This is a genomic window from Streptomyces sp. NPDC101152, assembly GCF_044768275.1.
In the GTDB taxonomy this organism is placed as follows: domain Bacteria; phylum Actinomycetota; class Actinomycetes; order Streptomycetales; family Streptomycetaceae; genus Streptomyces.
The window spans coordinates 20,238-35,978 of record NZ_JBIWPO010000018.1; the positions used below are offsets into that span (position 1 = coordinate 20,238).

Genomic DNA, 15,741 nt, shown 5'->3' on the forward strand with positions numbered 1-15,741 from the left:
CTTTGACTGACCTACGGCCGGGGAGCCTTCACGCCGTGCACGCGCGCGTACTCCTCGGCGAGCCACGGCCCGAGGTCGTCGACGTACGACCGCAGCACGGCCGGGTCCCCGTTCGGCTCGTGGCCGAGGAGGGCCGCCGCGCGCATCTGGTCGGCCCGCTGCGGGTAGTACGCGGCGAACGCCTCCGCCATCTCCGTCAGATCGCTGGTCCAGCCGTTCCAGCGGGGCATGACGAGGGTGAACCCCGTGCGCACCAGATGCCGTGACATGAACCGCACGAGCGGCTGCCTGGCGGCCTCGCTGTCATCGGCCTCGGAGATCCGCCGGCGCCAACGGAGCAGCAGCTCGGCGAGGTCGCCGTTGGTCTCGCGGGCGAGCAGCGAGTCGGGCCGGTAGCGCGGCAGGTACTCGGCGAGGTCCTCGCCGAGCAGCGGAGTGCACAGACAGGCGACGAACCATCCGAGGTCGTACGTCTCGGCAGCGCTCAGCAGCCGTGCCCGCCCGTACAACAGCGCACCGACCCCGTCGATCTGCGGGAACTCCTCGTCGAGCGCCTCACTGAGGGCCCGTACGGCACCGCGGTCCCGGTCGGTCGGCTCCTCCTGCAACGCGACCAGCAGGTCCAGGTCACTGCGCCCCACGCGCGCGGTGCCGCGCGGAATCGACCCGTAGAGGTACGCGCTGTGCAGCCGGGCCCCGAAGGCGACCAGCAGCCGGTCACGGGCCGCGGCGACGACGGGGCGGAAGACGTGCGGCACGCGCGCGAGGGAGCCCTCGCGCTCGATGTAGCCCTGCGGGTCGAGGCCTTTGGGGAGCACGTTCTCGGACATGGCTCAACTACAGCAGCCGGGCTCCCGCAACGACGTCAGCGGGACCGCTTGGCGAGCCGTTCGACGTCCAGGAGGATCACCGCACGCGCCTCCAGGCGCAGCCAGCCGCGCTGGGCGAAGTCCGCCAGCGCCTTGTTGACCGTCTCGCGGGAGGCGCCGACCAGCTGCGCCAGCTCCTCCTGCGTGAGGTCGTGGACGACGTGGATGCCCTCCTCGGACTGCACGCCGAAGCGGCGCGAGAGGTCCAGCAGGGCGCGCGCCACACGGCCGGGGACGTCCGAGAAGACCAGGTCGGACATCTGGTCGTTGGTCTTGCGCAGGCGCCGGGCGACGGCGCGCAGCAGGGCGCCGGCCACCTCGGGCCGTACGTTCAGCCAGGGCTGCAGGTCGCCATGGCCGAGGCCGAGCAGCTTGACCTCGGTCAGCGCGGTGGCCGTGGCGGTGCGCGGGCCCGGGTCGAACAGCGAGAGTTCGCCGATCAGCTCGCCGGGTCCGACGACGGCGAGCATGTTCTCGCGGCCGTCAGGGGAGGTGCGGTGCAGTTTGACCTTGCCCTCGGTGACGACGTACAGCCGGTCGCCGGGGTCGCCCTCGTGGAAGAGCGAGTCACCGCGTGCGAGGGTCACCTCACTCATGGAGGCGCGAAGCTCCGCGGCCTGCTCGTCGTCGAGCGCCGCGAAGAGCGGGTTCCGCCGCAGAACGTCGTCCACGAGTACTCTCCTTGTCGACCTGCTCAGGGGATCTTGCTCCCCCTTGGTACCAGGGGACCGTGTTCCCCATCTTGCCGGACGGTCCAAACAGTGTGATCTGTCACAAGGATGCCGCACAGGTGTCCCGGGGTAAGCGGCAGGGGTCCAATTGGTGGCCGATCTCCGGGGTCCGGGGCAGATGTCGGTGGCGGGCTCTAGGCTGGCCGGGTGTCCAAATCGCCGGTGAGAGCACAGGCCAAGGGGGCTGGGCGGGTGGTTGTACGTCGTGATTCCGCTATGGGCGAACAGAACTCCGGTGGCCGAAAGAAACCGGCAAAAGCGACGAAAAAGGCCGCGGTGAAAGAGCCGGTGGTGAAACAGGTGGCGCCGAAGAAGGCCGTGAAGAAGTCGGCGCCGGTGAAGAAAGCCACCGCAGCCCCCAAGAAGGCCGCGGCCGCCGTCAAGGACGTTCCGGCCGCGAAGACCGTCGCGGCGCCGCCGAAGGGCGAGTCGCGCACCGCTCTCGTGCGCCGTGCCCGACGGATCAACCGCGAACTCGCCGAGGTGTATCCGTACGCCCACCCGGAGCTGGACTTCGAGAACCCCTTCCAGCTGATCGTCGCGACGGTCCTGTCGGCCCAGACCACGGACCTGCGCGTCAACCAGACGACGCCCGGTCTCTTCGCCAAGTACCCCACCCCCGAGGACCTAGCCGCGGCCAACCCGGAGGAGGTCGAGGAGATCCTGCGTCCGACCGGCTTCTTCCGGGCGAAGACCAAGTCGGTGATAGGGCTCTCCAAGGCGCTCGTGGAGCAGTTCGGCGGCGAGGTGCCCGGCCGCCTGGAGGACCTGGTAAAGCTGCCGGGCGTCGGTCGTAAGACCGCGTTCGTCGTGCTCGGCAACGCCTTCGGGCGCCCCGGCATCACCGTCGACACCCACTTCCAGCGGCTGGTGAGGCGCTGGCAGTGGACGGCGGAGAGCGACCCGGACAAGATCGAGGCCGCCGTGGGGGCGCTCTTCCCGAAGAGCGATTGGACCGACCTCTCGCACCACGTCATCTGGCACGGCCGCCGCATCTGCCACGCCCGCAAGCCCGCCTGCGGCGCCTGCCCCATCGCCCCGCTCTGCCCGGCCTATGGCGAGGGCGAGACGGACCCCGACAAGGCGAGGAAACTCCTCAAGTACGAGAAGGGCGGCTTCCCGGGCCAACGCCTGAACCCCCCGCAGTCCTACCTGGACGCCGGCGGCAAGGCGGCACCGCCGCTGGGGGCCGGGTGACGGCCGGGTTGCTGTTCCTGGGCGAGTCGTCGTCGGGGGCCGGGTCGGGGTACTCGTGTGACCCAACGGCGGCCGGGGCGGTTGTGCCGGGTGGGGCGGGCAGGGCTTGGCCGGCGTTTTGGGGCGGGTCGTGTGGTCCTCGCCGCTGGGCCCGCCCCGCGATGCCAGCCGGCTCTCCGGCGACCGCCCCCGGAAGGGATCCGGCAACGCCCTCGGGGCCCCAGGCGACCGACCCGAGCTGCCGACCGGAGCCCTCGTCGCGCCGCCGGACCCGGAGGTCCTGTCAGGGGCGGTCTCGGGGGCGATCTCAGGGGTGGCGGCAGGAACGATCAGCGGGCTGCGGGGCGTTGGAACGGGCAGGACGACGGGGGTGGCGATGACGCGCACGAGCGATACACAGGGCGGGCCGGTGACACTCAGCAAGGAGGGCCTGCCGGACTGGCTGGACCCGGTGGTGCGAGTCGTGGAGACGGTCCAGCCGCTGCAGCTGAGCCGCTTCCTGCCGCCGAAGGACGGGGCCGGCCGGCAGTCGGCGGTGCTGGTTCTGTTCGGCGAGGGGGAGCGCGGCCCCGAGCTGCTGCTCATGGAGCGGGCGAGTTCGCTGCGCTCGCATGCGGGCCAGCCGTCGTTCCCCGGTGGCGCCCTCGACCCCGAGGACGGCGACCCGAAGGCCGACGGGCCGCTGCGGGCCGCCCTCCGCGAGGCCGAGGAGGAGACCGGGCTCGACCCCTCCGGCGTCCAGCTCTTCGGCGTCCTGCCCCGGCTGTACATCCCGGTCAGCGGCTTCGTGGTGACCCCCGTCATGGGCTGGTGGCGCGAGCCGAGCCCGGTCGGCGTGGTCGACCCGAACGAGACGGCGCGGGTCTTCACCGTCCCCGTGGCGGATCTCACGAACCCTGACAACCGCGCGACGACCGTCCACCCCAGTGGCCACCGAGGTCCGGCATTCCTGGTCGAATCGGCCCTGGTGTGGGGATTCACGGCCGGAATCATCGACCGCCTGCTCCACTACTCCGGCTGGGAGCGCCCCTGGGACCGGGGCAGGCAGGTCCCGCTCGACTGGCGGTCATGACAGGGTGTCTGCCGTGAACGTGCTGGACATCCTGCTGCTGGTCGCCGCCGTGTGGTTCGCGATCGTCGGTTACCGCCAGGGCTTCGTCGTCGGCATCCTGTCGGTGATCGGCTTCCTGGGCGGTGGCCTCGTCGCCGTCTACACGCTGCCGGTCATCTGGGACGCCATGACCGGCAACGCCGAGGTGAGCACGACCGCCGCCGTCGTCGCGGTCGTCGTCGTCATCGTCTGCGCCTCCGTCGGCCAGGCCCTGACCACCCACCTCGGCAACAAACTGCGCCGGTACATCACCTGGTCCCCGGCCCGCGCCCTGGACGCCACCGGCGGCGCCCTGGTCAACGTGGTCGCGATGCTCCTGGTCGCCTGGCTGATCGGTTCCGCCCTCGCCGGTACGACGCTGCCGACCCTCGGCAAGGAGGTCCGCGGCTCCAAGGTGCTCCTCGGCGTCTCCCGCGCCCTGCCGGCCCAGGCGAACACCTGGTTCGCGGACTTCTCCTCGGTCCTCGCGCAGAACGGCTTCCCGCAGGTCTTCAGCCCGTTCGCCAACGAACCGATCACCGACGTCCAGCCGCCCGACCCGGCCCTGGCGAACAGCTCTGTCGCCGCCCGCGCCAAGCGGTCCATCGTCAAGGTCGTGGGCACCGCCCAGAGCTGCGGCAAGGTCCTCGAGGGCACCGGCTTCGTCTTCGGCGACCGCCGTGTCATGACCAACGCGCACGTGGTCGGCGGCGTCGACGAGCCCACCGTCCAGATAGGCGGCGAGGGCCGGCGGTACGACGCCAAGGTCGTCCTCTACGACTGGCACCGCGACATCGCCGTACTGGACGTCCCGGACCTCAGGGCGCCCGCGCTGAAGTTCTCCGCCACGGACGCCCGGCGCGACGACGGCGCGATCATCGCCGGCTTCCCGGAGAACGGCTCGTACGACGTCCGCCCCGCACGCGTGCGGGGCCGTATTCCGGCCAACGGCCCGGACATCTACCACCGCGGCACCGTGCACCGTGACGTCTACTCGCTGTACGCGACCGTCCGCCAGGGCAACTCCGGCGGCCCGCTGCTCACCCCCAGGGGGGAGGTGTACGGCGTGGTCTTCGCGAAGTCGCTCGACGACGCCAACACCGGGTACGCGCTCACCGCGAACGAGATCCGTGACGACATCGTCAAGGGACGTACCGCGTACCAGCAGGTGGGCAGCGACAACTGTGCCCTTTGAGGCGTCGCGGGCGGTAAAAGGAGGCGTCAGCCTCGAGGATGACGCAGCCGTACCGAGACCCAGCGGGCCCGGCGGCGCAGGATGCGCGGAATGCCCACCCGGAGATCCGTGCCCGCGAGTTGCGGGGCACCGCCACGTTGGTGGGAGCTCAGGCCATTGGCCGAGCGGCGATTGCGTGCTGCGTCACTGTAGTCGTGCGTCCAGCCCATACCCCGACGTGTGCCCCTGCCCCAAGGTCGATAACCGTCCCCAGAGCCCCCAATTGGCCTATGCGCCGGGCAAGTGGCTGTTCGTAGGACAGATGTTCAGCTCCGGATACCGGGCGCATCGGCGCGGTCACCGATCGGGTTCAGGATCTTTCAGCCAGTTGACGAGCTCCGTCGTGAAGGCGACCGGATCCTCTTCGTGCGGGCTGTGCTTTCCCGGGGGACAACCCCCGGACCCCCGGCCGGGCGGCGCCGACGTCCGTATCACCGGTCGGGCTCCGGGTCCTTCAGCCAGTTCACGAGCTCCGTCGTGAAAGCGACCGGATCCTCTTCGTGCGGGAAGTGCCCCAGCCCGTCGAACAGGCGCCAGCGGTACGGTGCTTCGACGTACTCGCCCGAGCCGGCCGCGCTCCGGGTGCGCATCACCGGGTCGAGGGAGCCGTGCAGATGGAGGGTCGGCACCCGCAGCGGGCGCTTCATGCGGCGGTTGAACTGGATGCCGTCCGGGCGGGCCATCGAGCGCACCATCCACCGGTACGGCTCGATCGCGCAGTGCGCCGTCGACGGGATGCACATCGCGCGGCGGTAGGTGTCCAGCGCCTCGTCGTCCGGCGGGTTCGGCCCGGACCACTCCCGGATCAGCTCGGCGACGAGCGCGCCGTCGTCGGCCGTCAGCTGCCGTTCGGGGATCCACGGCCGCTGGAACCCCCAGATGTAGGACCCCGCGCGGGTCTGCTTGACGTCCGAGAGCATCGCCGAACGCCAGCGCCGCGGATGCGGCATCGAGGCGACGGCGAGCCGCCGCACCAGCTTGGGCCGCATCACGGCAGCCGTCCATGCCAGATATCCGCCCAGGTCGTGGCCGACCAGCGCGGCGTCCGGCTCGCCGAGGGAGCGGATCACACCGGTGATGTCGAGCGCGAGGTTCGCGGGGTCGTACCCGCGCGGGGTGCGGTCGCTGCCGCCGACGCCGCGCAGGTCCATGGCGACGGCCCGGTAGCCCGCGTCGGCGAGTGCGCCCAGCTGGTGCCGCCAGGTCCACCAGTACTGCGGGAAACCGTGCAGCAGCAGCACCAGCGGCCCGTCACCGGCCTCGGCGATGTGGAAGCGCGCGCCGTTGGCGGCCACGTCCCGGTGGGTCAGCCTGGTCCCGTCCGGGAGGACGTCCGGTCGTACGACCGAAGCGGGTTGCGCCGTAGGTGTGGCGGGATCCGTCATGAGGACGAGCGTGCCACAGCCTCGATGGCCGCGGGGGCCCGGTCCTCGATCGCCGGGGTCTCGGGCCGCGGGTGCGGCTTGGCCTTCTGCAGGACGCCCGCCGACTCCTTCACGGACGCGGCGACCTTCTGCGGGCCCTGGCCCTTCTTGGCCTTCTTCGCGAAGACCACGCCGAGCAGGGCGAGGAGGCCGGCGATCAGGACGTTCGCGGCGAAGGACAGCAGGAAGCACCAGCCGAGGCTCCAGCCGCCCTGGCCGTTGTGCCCGCCGGTCCAGGCCTGGATGCCGTAGGCCAGCGCGAAGTTGAGCATCGGCAGGGAGAAGAGCAGGATCGCGGCCGCCACCGTGAACGCGCCGCCACTGGTCGCGCCCCGCTTGACGTCCTGCTTGAGCTGCGCCTTGGCCAGCGCGATCTCGTCGTGCACCAGCGCCGACATCTCGGTCGTCGCCGAGGCGAACAGCTGGCCGATGCTGCGTTCGGTGCCGACCGGGCCGCCGTCGGGTGCGCTCATCGCGGTCTCCCTCTTCTGCCTGACTGCTTGTGAACGGTCCATTTGTACCGTCCCGTCAGATCATGCCGGACGGCCGTGCTCAGCGCCTGCCCCGCCCGGCACTTGGGCAACCGCGCGCCGCTCGGCGGCCTTCTCCTCGGCGATCCGGCGGTGCTCGGCGGCCTTGCCTTCGTAGATCGCCGCCATCCGCAGGTGGTACGCCGGGTCATCCTGCTCGTAGATGTCCGGTATGCCGTCCTTGTCCTCGTCCCGCTCCTCCGCCTCCCACAGCCTGCGGTACTTGGCGTTACGGATCTTCAGCAGCACCGTCGCCAGCAGGGCCGCGATCAGTGACCCGGTGAGCACGGCGGCCTTGACCTCGTCGGTGAGGACGGCGTTCCCGTCGAAGGCCAGTTCGCCGATGAGCAGCGACACGGTGAACCCGATGCCGGCCAGCGTCGCCACCGCGAACACGTCCGCCCAGGCCAGGTCCTCACTGAGCGATGCCCTGGTGAAACGTGCCGTCAGCCAGGTGCCGCAGAAGATCCCGACAGCCTTGCCGACCACCAGCCCGAGGACCACACCCAGCGTCTCCGGCCTGGTGACGACCTGGCCGAGGGTGCCCCCGGACACCGTGACACCGGCGCTGAACAGTGCGAACAGCGGGACGGCGAGGCCTGCCGACAGGGGCCGCACCAGATGCTCGACGCGCTCGCCCGGGGAGCGCTCCTCCCCCTCGCGGCGGTGGCAACGCAGCATCAGGCCCATGGCGACGCCCGCGATGGTGGCGTGGACGCCGCTGTTGTACATCAGCCCCCAGATGACGACGGCGAGCGGCACGTACACGTACCAGCCGCGTACGCCCTTGCGTACCAGCAGCCAGAAGACGACCAGGCCCGCCGCCGCGCCGCCGAGGGCCGCGAAGTTCAGGTGGCTGGTGAAGAAGATCGCGATGATCAGGATCGCGAAGAGGTCGTCGACGACGGCGAGGGTCAGCAGGAAGGCGCGCAGGGTGCTCGGCAGGGACGTCCCGATGACGGCGAGGACCGCCAGCGCGAAGGCGATGTCGGTGGCGGTGGGCACCGCCCAGCCGCCGAGCGATCCGTGGCCGGTGAGGTTGGTCAGGGTGTAGACGAGTGCCGGTACGGCCATACCGCACAGGGCCGCGACGACCGGCAGTGCGGCTGCCCTGGGGTCGCGGAGATCGCCGGCGACGAGTTCGCGCTTGAGCTCGATGCCGGCGACGAAGAAGAAGACGGCGAGGAGGCCGTCGGCGGCCCAGTGCGCGACCGAGAGGTCGAGACCGAGGGTCCGGGGGCCGAAGTGGAAGTGGCTGACGCTCTCGTAGCTGTGGTGGAGCGCGGGTATGTTCGCCCAGACCAGCGCGGTGATCGCGGCCGCGAGGAGCAGCACACCTCCGACCGTCTCGGTGCGCAGCGCGTCCGCGACGATGGTCCGCTCGGGCAGGGACAGCCGCCCGAGGACCTTGCGGGGGGTGCGGGGGTTGGCCACGGGAGACCTCCGGTGGTGGGCAGGGCGGATCGCTCGCCGACCAGACTTCCCGGCACACCTGAGGGGCACGTTGCTTTGTTTAGTTTACCTAAAAGGGGCGCCCGGCGCTCCCGCACGTCGGGTGCCCCTTCACGGTGCGGTGATTCAGTCCTCGCTCGGCGCCACCGGGAGCTTCGCCTGGATGAGGTCCATGACCGTCGAGTCCGTCAGCGTGGTCACGTCACCGAGCTGGCGGTTCTCGGCGACGTCCCGCAGCAGTCGGCGCATGATCTTGCCCGAGCGCGTCTTGGGCAGTTCGGCGACCGGCAGGATGCGCTTCGGCTTGGCGATCGGGCCGAGGGTGGTGCCGACGTGGTTGCGCAGCTCGGCGACCAGGTCCTCGGTCTCGGCGGCCGTACCGCGCAGGATCACGAAGGCGACGATGGCCTGCCCCGTCGTCTCGTCCGTGGCACCGACGACGGCCGCCTCGGCGACGGAAGGGTGCGAGACGAGCGCCGACTCCACTTCGGTGGTGGAGATGTTGTGCCCGGACACCAGCATCACGTCGTCCACCCGGCCCAGCAGCCAGATGTCGCCGTCGTCGTCCTTCTTGGCGCCGTCCCCGGCGAAGTACCTGCCCTCGAAGCGCGACCAGTAGGTGTCGATGAAGCGCTGGTCGTCGCCCCAGATGGTGCGCAGCATGGAGGGCCACGGCTCGGTCAGCACCAGGTAACCGCCGCCGCCGTTCTGGACCTCGTGCGCCTCGTCGTCGACGACGGTCGCGGCGATGCCGGGCAGCGGGGTCTGCGCGGAGCCGGGCTTGGCGGCGGTGACACCGGGCAGCGGGGAGATCATGATCGCGCCGGTCTCGGTCTGCCACCAGGTGTCCACGACCGGCGTCCGGTCCGCGCCGATGTTCTTGCGGTACCAGATCCACGCCTCGGGGTTGATCGGTTCACCGACCGAGCCCAGGACCCGCAGCGAGGACAGGTCGAACTTGGCGGGGATGTCGTCGCCCCACTTCATGAACGTACGGATCGCGGTGGGCGCCGTGTACAGGATCGTCACCCCGTACTTCTGCACGATCTCCCAGAACCGGCCCTGGTGCGGGGTGTCCGGCGTGCCCTCGTACATGACCTGGGTGGCGCCGTTGGCGAGTGGCCCGTAGACGATGTACGAGTGGCCGGTGACCCAGCCGACGTCCGCCGTGCACCAGTACACGTCGGTCTCCGGCTTGAGGTCGAAGACGGCGTGGTGGGTGTAGGCGGTCTGGGTGAGGTAGCCGCCGGAGGTGTGCAGGATGCCCTTGGGCTTACCCGTCGTACCGGACGTGTACAGGATGAACAGCGGGTGCTCGGCCCCGAACGCCTCGGGCGCGTGCTCGGTCGACTGCCGCTCGACGAGGTCGTGCCACCACACGTCCCGGCCCTCGGTCCAGGCGACCTCCTGGCCGGTACGGCGGACCACCAGCACGTGGTTGACGTTGTCCACGCGCGTGACCGCGTCGTCGACCGCCGGCTTGAGCGCCGACGGCTTGCCGCGCCGGTAACCGCCGTCGGAGGTGATGACCACGCGCGCGTCCGCGTCCTGGATGCGGGTGGCGAGGGCGTCCGCGGAGAAACCGCCGAAGACGACCGAGTGCGCGGCGCCGATGCGGGCGCAGGCGAGCATCGCGATCGCCGTCTCGGGGATCATCGGCATGTAGACGGCGACCCGGTCACCCTTGCGCACCCCGAGTTCGAGCAGGGCGTTGGCGGCCTTGGAGACCTCGTCCTTGAGCTCGGCGTAGGTGATCGCCCGGCTGTCGCCGGGTTCCCCCTCGAAGTGGATGGCGACCCGGTCGCCGTGCCCGGCCTCGACGTGCCGGTCGACGCAGTTGTACGCGACGTTGAGCTCGCCGTCCTCGAACCACTTGGCGAACGGCGGGTTGGACCAGTTCAGCGTCTCGCTCGGCTCCTTGGCCCAGCTCAGTCGGCGGGCCTGCTCGGCCCAGAAGCCGAGCCTGTCAGCCTTGGCCTGTTCGTACGCCTCCGCCGTGACGTTGGCATGGGCGGCCAGGTCGGCGGGGGGTGCGAACCTGCGTTCTTCCTTGAGCAGGTTGGCCAGGCTCTCGTTGCTCACGGCATCTGCCTTTCCCAGGGTGTCCGTTGTGTCCCAGGCCACAGCTCATCAGACCCGGGGGTCCGATGACAAGGGCCGACCGATAATTGGTTTAGACCTGTCGTCAGGGTTGCTCGGTCGGGGCGCCCGGGGTGCTGCGGTCCGGTCATCCGTACCCACGAAGTCCGGCCGGAGGGGGTTCAGCGGTGTAACGCCCTTCACACCCGCCCGGCTTGTTCACGCGGACAGATCGCTCACCCCCACATGGTCGAACACCCCTTCCTCGCCCGTTCCGGTCAACAGATACGCCTGTGCCTCACCGACGTGGAAGTACATCCCGTGCAGCTCCAGTGCCCCCTCCCGCAGGGCCCGCGCCACCGACTCGTGCGCGCGCAGATGCTCCAACTGCTGGACCACGTTGGTCAGACACAGTTGCTCGACAGCGCCGGCGGACGCCCGGCCGGCGATCCGCGCCCGGGGCCGGCTGCCGTCGGCCATGCGGTCCAGGCCGGGGAGCCCGTGCCGCAGCCACCGCTGGAGCGGCGTCCGCGCGCCCGAGCGACCGGAATGGAGCAGCGCCTGCATGGCCCCGCACCCGGAGTGCCCGCACACCGTGAGGGACCGCACGCGCAGCACGTCCACCGCGTACTCGATCGCCGCCGCCACCGAGTCGTCGCCGCTCTCCTCGCCGGGGAGCGGAACGAGGTTGCCCACATTGCGCACCACGAACAGGTCACCCGGCCCACTGGAGGTGATCATCGAGGTGACGAGCCGGGAGTCGGAGCAGGTGAGGAAGAGCTGGGAGGGCCGCTGACCTTCCCGGGCCAGTCTGGCCAGTTCGTCCCGCACGAGCGGTGCGGTGTTGCGCTGGAACGCGCTGATGCCGCGCACCAGTCGGTGTTCTGCGGGTGGTGCGGTTCTGGGGCGTTCGCACTGGTGGTTGCGCCAGGGTGTCCAGGGGCGGCACTGGCATCCGACGGGAGCGGTGGGCTCGGCGGCGCTCACCCCGGCGCGGCGGCCGGTCACTTCGGTGGTGCCGCCCTGGGCGGTGTGCGTGTTCTGCCAGTCCTGCAGTGACTCGTACGCCGCGTGGTCCATGAACGAACCGTCCAACTCCACGACGGCGTGGGCGCCTTGGGGTACCTGATGCAGGACGCGACTGAGCCGCGGCACTGCGAGGAACGTCAGCTGGCCCCGGACATGGACGTGATGGACTCCCTCCTTCTCGTCGTGCGTGATCCGGGTGCGGGCGAGGCGGTGCAGAGCGACGGCGACGGCCACGGCGATCCCCAGCGTCACGCCCTCCAGGACGCCGAGGAGCACCACGCCGAGCGTGGTGACGGCGTACACCGGCACTTCTCGGTGGCGGGTCACCGTGCGGATGTGGTGCAGGGACACCATCTGGATGCCGACGGCCATCACCAGGGCGGCGAGCGAGGCGAGCGGGATGAGCTCCAGGAGCGGGACCATCAGCAGCGCGGCGATCACTACGAGAACGCCGTGCAGCATCGTGGAGTTCCGGCTCACGGCGCCGGCTTTCACGTTCGCCGAACTCCGCACGGCCACGCCCGCCACGGGCAGGCCGCCGAGAGCGCCGGAGACGATGTTGGCGGCGCCCTGTGCGAGCAGTTCGCGATCGAGGTCGCAGCGGCCGACGCGGACGGTGAGTCCGGGCCGGGCGGCCGCCAGCTTGTCGACGGCGATCGCGCCGAGCAGCGACTGCACGCTGCACACGAGGGTGGTGGTGAGCACGGCGGCCGTCAGGCCGAGCGCCGGGCCCTCGGGAAGCCGGGCCAGGGCATGGCTGCTCCAGGACGGCAGGTCGACCCGGGGCAGGGTGAGGCCGGCGAGCGAGGCCGCCGCGGTGGCGCCGGCGACGGCGACGAGCGCGGCGGGGACGGCACGCAGCAGGCGTCCGGCCCGGCCGGGGATGCGCGGCCAGAGCAGCAGCAGGGCCAGGGTCAGCGCGCTGACGGTCACGGCGACGGGGTGCAGGCCCGCCAACTGGGCCGGCAGCGCCCGTACGTTGGCGAGGACGGAGCTCTGCGGGGTGCCGCCGAGGACGATGTGCAACTGGGCGACGGCGATGGTGACACCGATGCCCGCCAGCATGCCGTGCACGACGGCGGGGCTGACCGCGAGCGCGGAGCGCGCCACGCGCAGGCAGCCCAGGCCCAGTTGGGTGAGCCCGGCGAGGACGGTGATGGCGCAGGTCGTGCGCCAGCCGTAACGGTGGATGAGGTCCGCGGTGACCACCGTGAGGCCCGCCGCCGGGCCGCTGACCTGGAGCGGGCAGCCGCCGAGCCGTCCGGCGACGAGGCCGCCGACCGCTGCGGCGACCAGACCGGCCTGGAGCGGGGCGCCCGTGGCGAGGGCGATGCCCAGGGACAGGGGGAGGGCGATCAGGAAGACCGCGATCGAGGCGGACACGTCGGCGCCCTCGACGCCGAAGCGGCGGTGCGGGACCGGCGGTGGGCTGTGGGCCTGGTGGGTGGCTCGGGGCTGGTTCGGGTCAGTGGCTCGGGTCGGTGCGCAGGCTGGCATGGTCCCGTCTCCTCCGGCAGCGGGATGCGTCACGCTTGGTAAATGAATCGTAATTCAGAGTAAAGAGCAGGCATAGACTTTCCTGGCAAATAGGGTGATGAGTCACCTGAAGGAGTGAAGCGGATATTTCATCGGCTTGTCGTACTAATTCCTTCTCGGTTCCGTGCGACCTTGGCGGCGCTGTCGGGCCCGCCCGGCACACCACCAGAAAACGCCCTCGACGGCGTCGGCCCGAGAGAAGGAAGAAGGTGGGCGGAAGATGGCCGCCACCCAGAGGATCGCCACGAAAGCGGTGATCGCCGCGACCTGTGCCGCCTCGCTCGCCGGTTGCGCGATCGGCTCCAACGGCTCCAAGGCAGGTGTCCCCGGTCCGCAGAAGGACAGGCCGGCCCAGGCGCCGGGCAGCGCGCTCCGTCTGATCGGCGACGGCTCCACCGCGTACACCGGGGCGCAGCCGCACCTGCCCAGACCCGAGCGGCTCAAGCCCGGTCAGAAGCCCCCGCAGTTCGTCGTCTTCTCCTGGGACGGCGCCGGTGAGGACAGCCAGAAGCTCTTCTCGCACTTCCGCAAGGTCGCCAAGGCCAACAACGCGACGATGACGTTCTTCCTCAGCGGCGTGTACATGCTCCCGGAGGAGAAGCGCGACCTCTACAAGCCGCCGCAGCACTCGCCGGGCCGTTCCGACATCGGCTTCAACGACGAGAAGGGCATCGCCGACACCGTCAAGCAGCTGCGCCTTGCGTGGCTGGAGGGCAATGAGATCGGCACCCACTTCAACGGCCACTTCTGCGGCAAGAACGGCGGGGTCGGCGAGTGGTCGGTCGATGAGTGGAAGGACGAGATCGCCCAGGCGAAACAGTTCGTCAAGTCCTGGAAGACCAACTCCGGCATGAAGAACGCCGCTCCGCTGCCCTTCGACTACGACAAGGAGCTCATCGGCGCCCGCACTCCCTGCCTGGAGGGCCAGCAGAACTTCATGAAGGCCGCGAGCCAGCTCGGCTTCCGCTACGACACCAGCGGCGTGAACGAGCAGGTCTGGCCGAAGAAGAAGGAGAACCTCTGGGACCTGTCGATGCAGCTCGTGCCCTTCCCCGGGCACTCCTACGAGCAGCTGACCATGGACTACAACTTCATGGTCAACCAGTCCGGTACCCGCACCCAGGGCGACCCCGACAAGTTCGACTACTGGGGCGACCAGATGCGCGACGGCCTGCTCAAGGGCTTCGACCGCGCCTACGACGGCAACCGCGCGCCGCTGATCATCGGCAACCACTTCGAGTCCTGGAACGGCGGCACCTACATGCGCGCCCTCGACAAGGTCATCGAGAACGTCTGCAACAAGCCGGAGGTGCGCTGCGTCTCCTTCCACCAACTGGCCGACTGGCTGGACGCCCAGGACCCGCAGGTGCTGGCGAAGCTGCGCACCCTCAACGTCGGCGAGGCGCCGAAGCAGGGCTGGGCGTCCTTCCTGTCGGGCAGCCCGGCCCCGGCCCCGAAGGGCGTGCCCGGGGCGCCGGCCGTCAAGCAGTAGGCGTCAGCAGGAGGTTGTCGTCGTCATACGGCGGTGGTGACGCCCTCACCGAGCACGAACCCGGGGTCGACCTGCGCCGCCAGGTCGGCCCCGGTGCGCGCGTTGCCCCAGGCGGCGGCGTTCTTCAGATGGAAGTGCACCATCTGGCGCGTGTAGCGCTCCCAGTCGCGCAGTTCGTACGTGGCGTCCGCGGCGACCTGGAGGATGCGCAGGGCGCGGCGGTTGACGTCCTCCAGGAGCTCGAACCGCGGCGGCCGGCCCTTCTCCATGGCGCGCACCCAGTCCGAGTGCCCGAAGGTCACCAGCAGGTCGTCCCCGATCTCGGCGCGGAGGAAGTCGAAGTCGTCCTGCCCCTGCACCTTGTTGCCGACGACCTTCAGGACGACGCCGAAGTCGCGGGCGTACTCCATGTACTGGCGATGGACGGAGACCCCCTTCCGGGTCGGCTCGGCCACGAGGAACGTGATGTCGAAACGGGTGAACATGCCGGAGGCGAAGGAGTCGGAGCCCGCAGTCATGTCCACCACGACGTACTCACCCTGCCCGTCCACCAGGTGGTTCAGGCACAGCTCCACCGCCCCCGTCTTGGAGTGGTAGCAGGCGACCCCCAGGTCGGCTTCGGTGAAGGGGCCGGTGACCATCAAACGGGCGGCGCCGCCGTCGAGTTCCACCGGCCGGGCACAGGCGTCGTACACCGGATTGTCCTCGCACACCCGCAGCAGCCGGGAGCCCTCGCCGGGCGGGGTGGTTTTGATCATCGTCTCGGCAGAGCTGATGCGCGGGTTGGAGCCACGCAGATAGTCCTTGATCAGCGGTAGCCGGTCACCCATCGCCGGCAGCGCGGCGGCCTCGGTCTCGTCAAGGCCGAGAGCAGGCCCGAGGTGCTGGTTGATGTCCGCGTCGATGGCGACGACCGGCTTGCCGGCGGCGACGAGGTGGCGGACGAACAGGGAGGACAGGGTCGTCTTGCCGCTGCCGCCCTTCCCCACGAAAGCAATTTTCATGTTCACGAAGCGTAGTCGGGTGATAGCTGTATGTGGCAGACGGGCGTGAAGAAGACCACTCGTTCGTGGAGCAC

At 70.3% G+C, this 15,741-nt stretch carries 13 protein-coding genes; 4 read left to right on the top strand and 9 right to left on the bottom strand.

Translation table 11 applies throughout. The features are described from left to right. Nucleotides 1-11: 11 nt before the first annotated feature. Together ACIRVK_RS23330 and ACIRVK_RS23335 are read right to left on the bottom strand one after the other, a co-directional pair. On the bottom strand, nucleotides 12-830 hold the full coding sequence (locus ACIRVK_RS23330) for a nucleotidyltransferase domain-containing protein (protein ID WP_404249982.1): 819 nt from the start codon (nucleotides 828-830) through the stop codon (nucleotides 12-14). Nucleotides 831-865: 35 nt separating this feature from the next. Then, nucleotides 866-1,540, bottom strand: a complete 675-nt coding sequence (locus ACIRVK_RS23335; RefSeq protein ID WP_058924095.1) for a Crp/Fnr family transcriptional regulator — start codon at nucleotides 1,538-1,540, stop codon at nucleotides 866-868. Nucleotides 1,541-1,816: 276 nt separating this feature from the next. On the opposite strand from ACIRVK_RS23335, the gene nth reads away from it, so the two are divergent. The 3 genes from nth to ACIRVK_RS23350 all read left to right on the top strand — a co-directional run bounded on the left by nth (nucleotide 1,817) and on the right by ACIRVK_RS23350 (nucleotide 5,082). Further along, nucleotides 1,817-2,797, top strand: a complete 981-nt coding sequence (gene nth, locus ACIRVK_RS23340; RefSeq protein ID WP_404249984.1) for an endonuclease III — start codon at nucleotides 1,817-1,819, stop codon at nucleotides 2,795-2,797. A gap of 376 nt (nucleotides 2,798-3,173) precedes the next feature. Beyond that, the gene (locus ACIRVK_RS23345) at nucleotides 3,174-3,869 is read left to right on the top strand and encodes an NUDIX hydrolase (protein WP_404249986.1); all 696 of its coding nucleotides are present in this window, start codon (nucleotides 3,174-3,176) and stop codon (nucleotides 3,867-3,869) included. Between the two features lie 13 nt (nucleotides 3,870-3,882). Beyond that, the gene (locus ACIRVK_RS23350) at nucleotides 3,883-5,082 is read left to right on the top strand and encodes a MarP family serine protease (protein ID WP_404249988.1); all 1,200 of its coding nucleotides are present in this window, start codon (nucleotides 3,883-3,885) and stop codon (nucleotides 5,080-5,082) included. 26 nt (nucleotides 5,083-5,108) lie between these two features. Here ACIRVK_RS23350 and ACIRVK_RS23355 read toward each other — a convergent pair whose 3' ends face one another. From ACIRVK_RS23355 to ACIRVK_RS23380, 6 genes are all read right to left on the bottom strand, one after another. Next, nucleotides 5,109-5,291, bottom strand: coding sequence for a hypothetical protein (locus ACIRVK_RS23355; protein ID WP_404249990.1), 183 nt, complete (start codon nucleotides 5,289-5,291; stop codon nucleotides 5,109-5,111). Nucleotides 5,292-5,552: 261 nt separating this feature from the next. Further along, complete coding sequence (locus ACIRVK_RS23360) at nucleotides 5,553-6,506, bottom strand: alpha/beta fold hydrolase (protein ID WP_404249992.1); 954 nt, start codon at nucleotides 6,504-6,506, stop codon at nucleotides 5,553-5,555. Beyond that, on the bottom strand, nucleotides 6,503-7,018 hold the full coding sequence (locus tag ACIRVK_RS23365) for a phage holin family protein (protein WP_404249994.1): 516 nt from the start codon (nucleotides 7,016-7,018) through the stop codon (nucleotides 6,503-6,505). Before ACIRVK_RS23365 ends, ACIRVK_RS23360 begins: the two co-directional genes overlap by 4 nt. 60 nt (nucleotides 7,019-7,078) lie before the next feature. Then, a complete protein-coding gene (nhaA, locus tag ACIRVK_RS23370; protein ID WP_404249996.1) occupies nucleotides 7,079-8,509 on the bottom strand; it encodes a Na+/H+ antiporter NhaA in 1,431 nt (476 codons plus the stop codon). A gap of 144 nt (nucleotides 8,510-8,653) precedes the next feature. Beyond that, on the bottom strand, nucleotides 8,654-10,609 hold the full coding sequence (gene acs, locus ACIRVK_RS23375) for an acetate--CoA ligase (protein WP_404249998.1): 1,956 nt from the start codon (nucleotides 10,607-10,609) through the stop codon (nucleotides 8,654-8,656). Nucleotides 10,610-10,825: 216 nt separating this feature from the next. After that, nucleotides 10,826-13,132 (bottom strand): SulP family inorganic anion transporter, encoded by a 2,307-nt coding sequence (locus ACIRVK_RS23380; protein ID WP_404250000.1) that lies wholly within the window; start codon nucleotides 13,130-13,132, stop codon nucleotides 10,826-10,828. 259 nt (nucleotides 13,133-13,391) lie between these two features. Between ACIRVK_RS23380 and ACIRVK_RS23385 the strand changes: the two genes are divergently transcribed. Then, nucleotides 13,392-14,663 (top strand): hypothetical protein, encoded by a 1,272-nt coding sequence (locus ACIRVK_RS23385; protein ID WP_404250002.1) that lies wholly within the window; start codon nucleotides 13,392-13,394, stop codon nucleotides 14,661-14,663. A 23-nt stretch (nucleotides 14,664-14,686) separates the two neighbouring features. Here the strand turns inward: ACIRVK_RS23385 and ACIRVK_RS23390 are convergent, their stop codons facing one another. Further along, nucleotides 14,687-15,667, bottom strand: a complete 981-nt coding sequence (locus tag ACIRVK_RS23390; RefSeq protein ID WP_404250004.1) for an ATP-binding protein — start codon at nucleotides 15,665-15,667, stop codon at nucleotides 14,687-14,689. Between the last annotated feature and the right edge of the window lie 74 nt (nucleotides 15,668-15,741).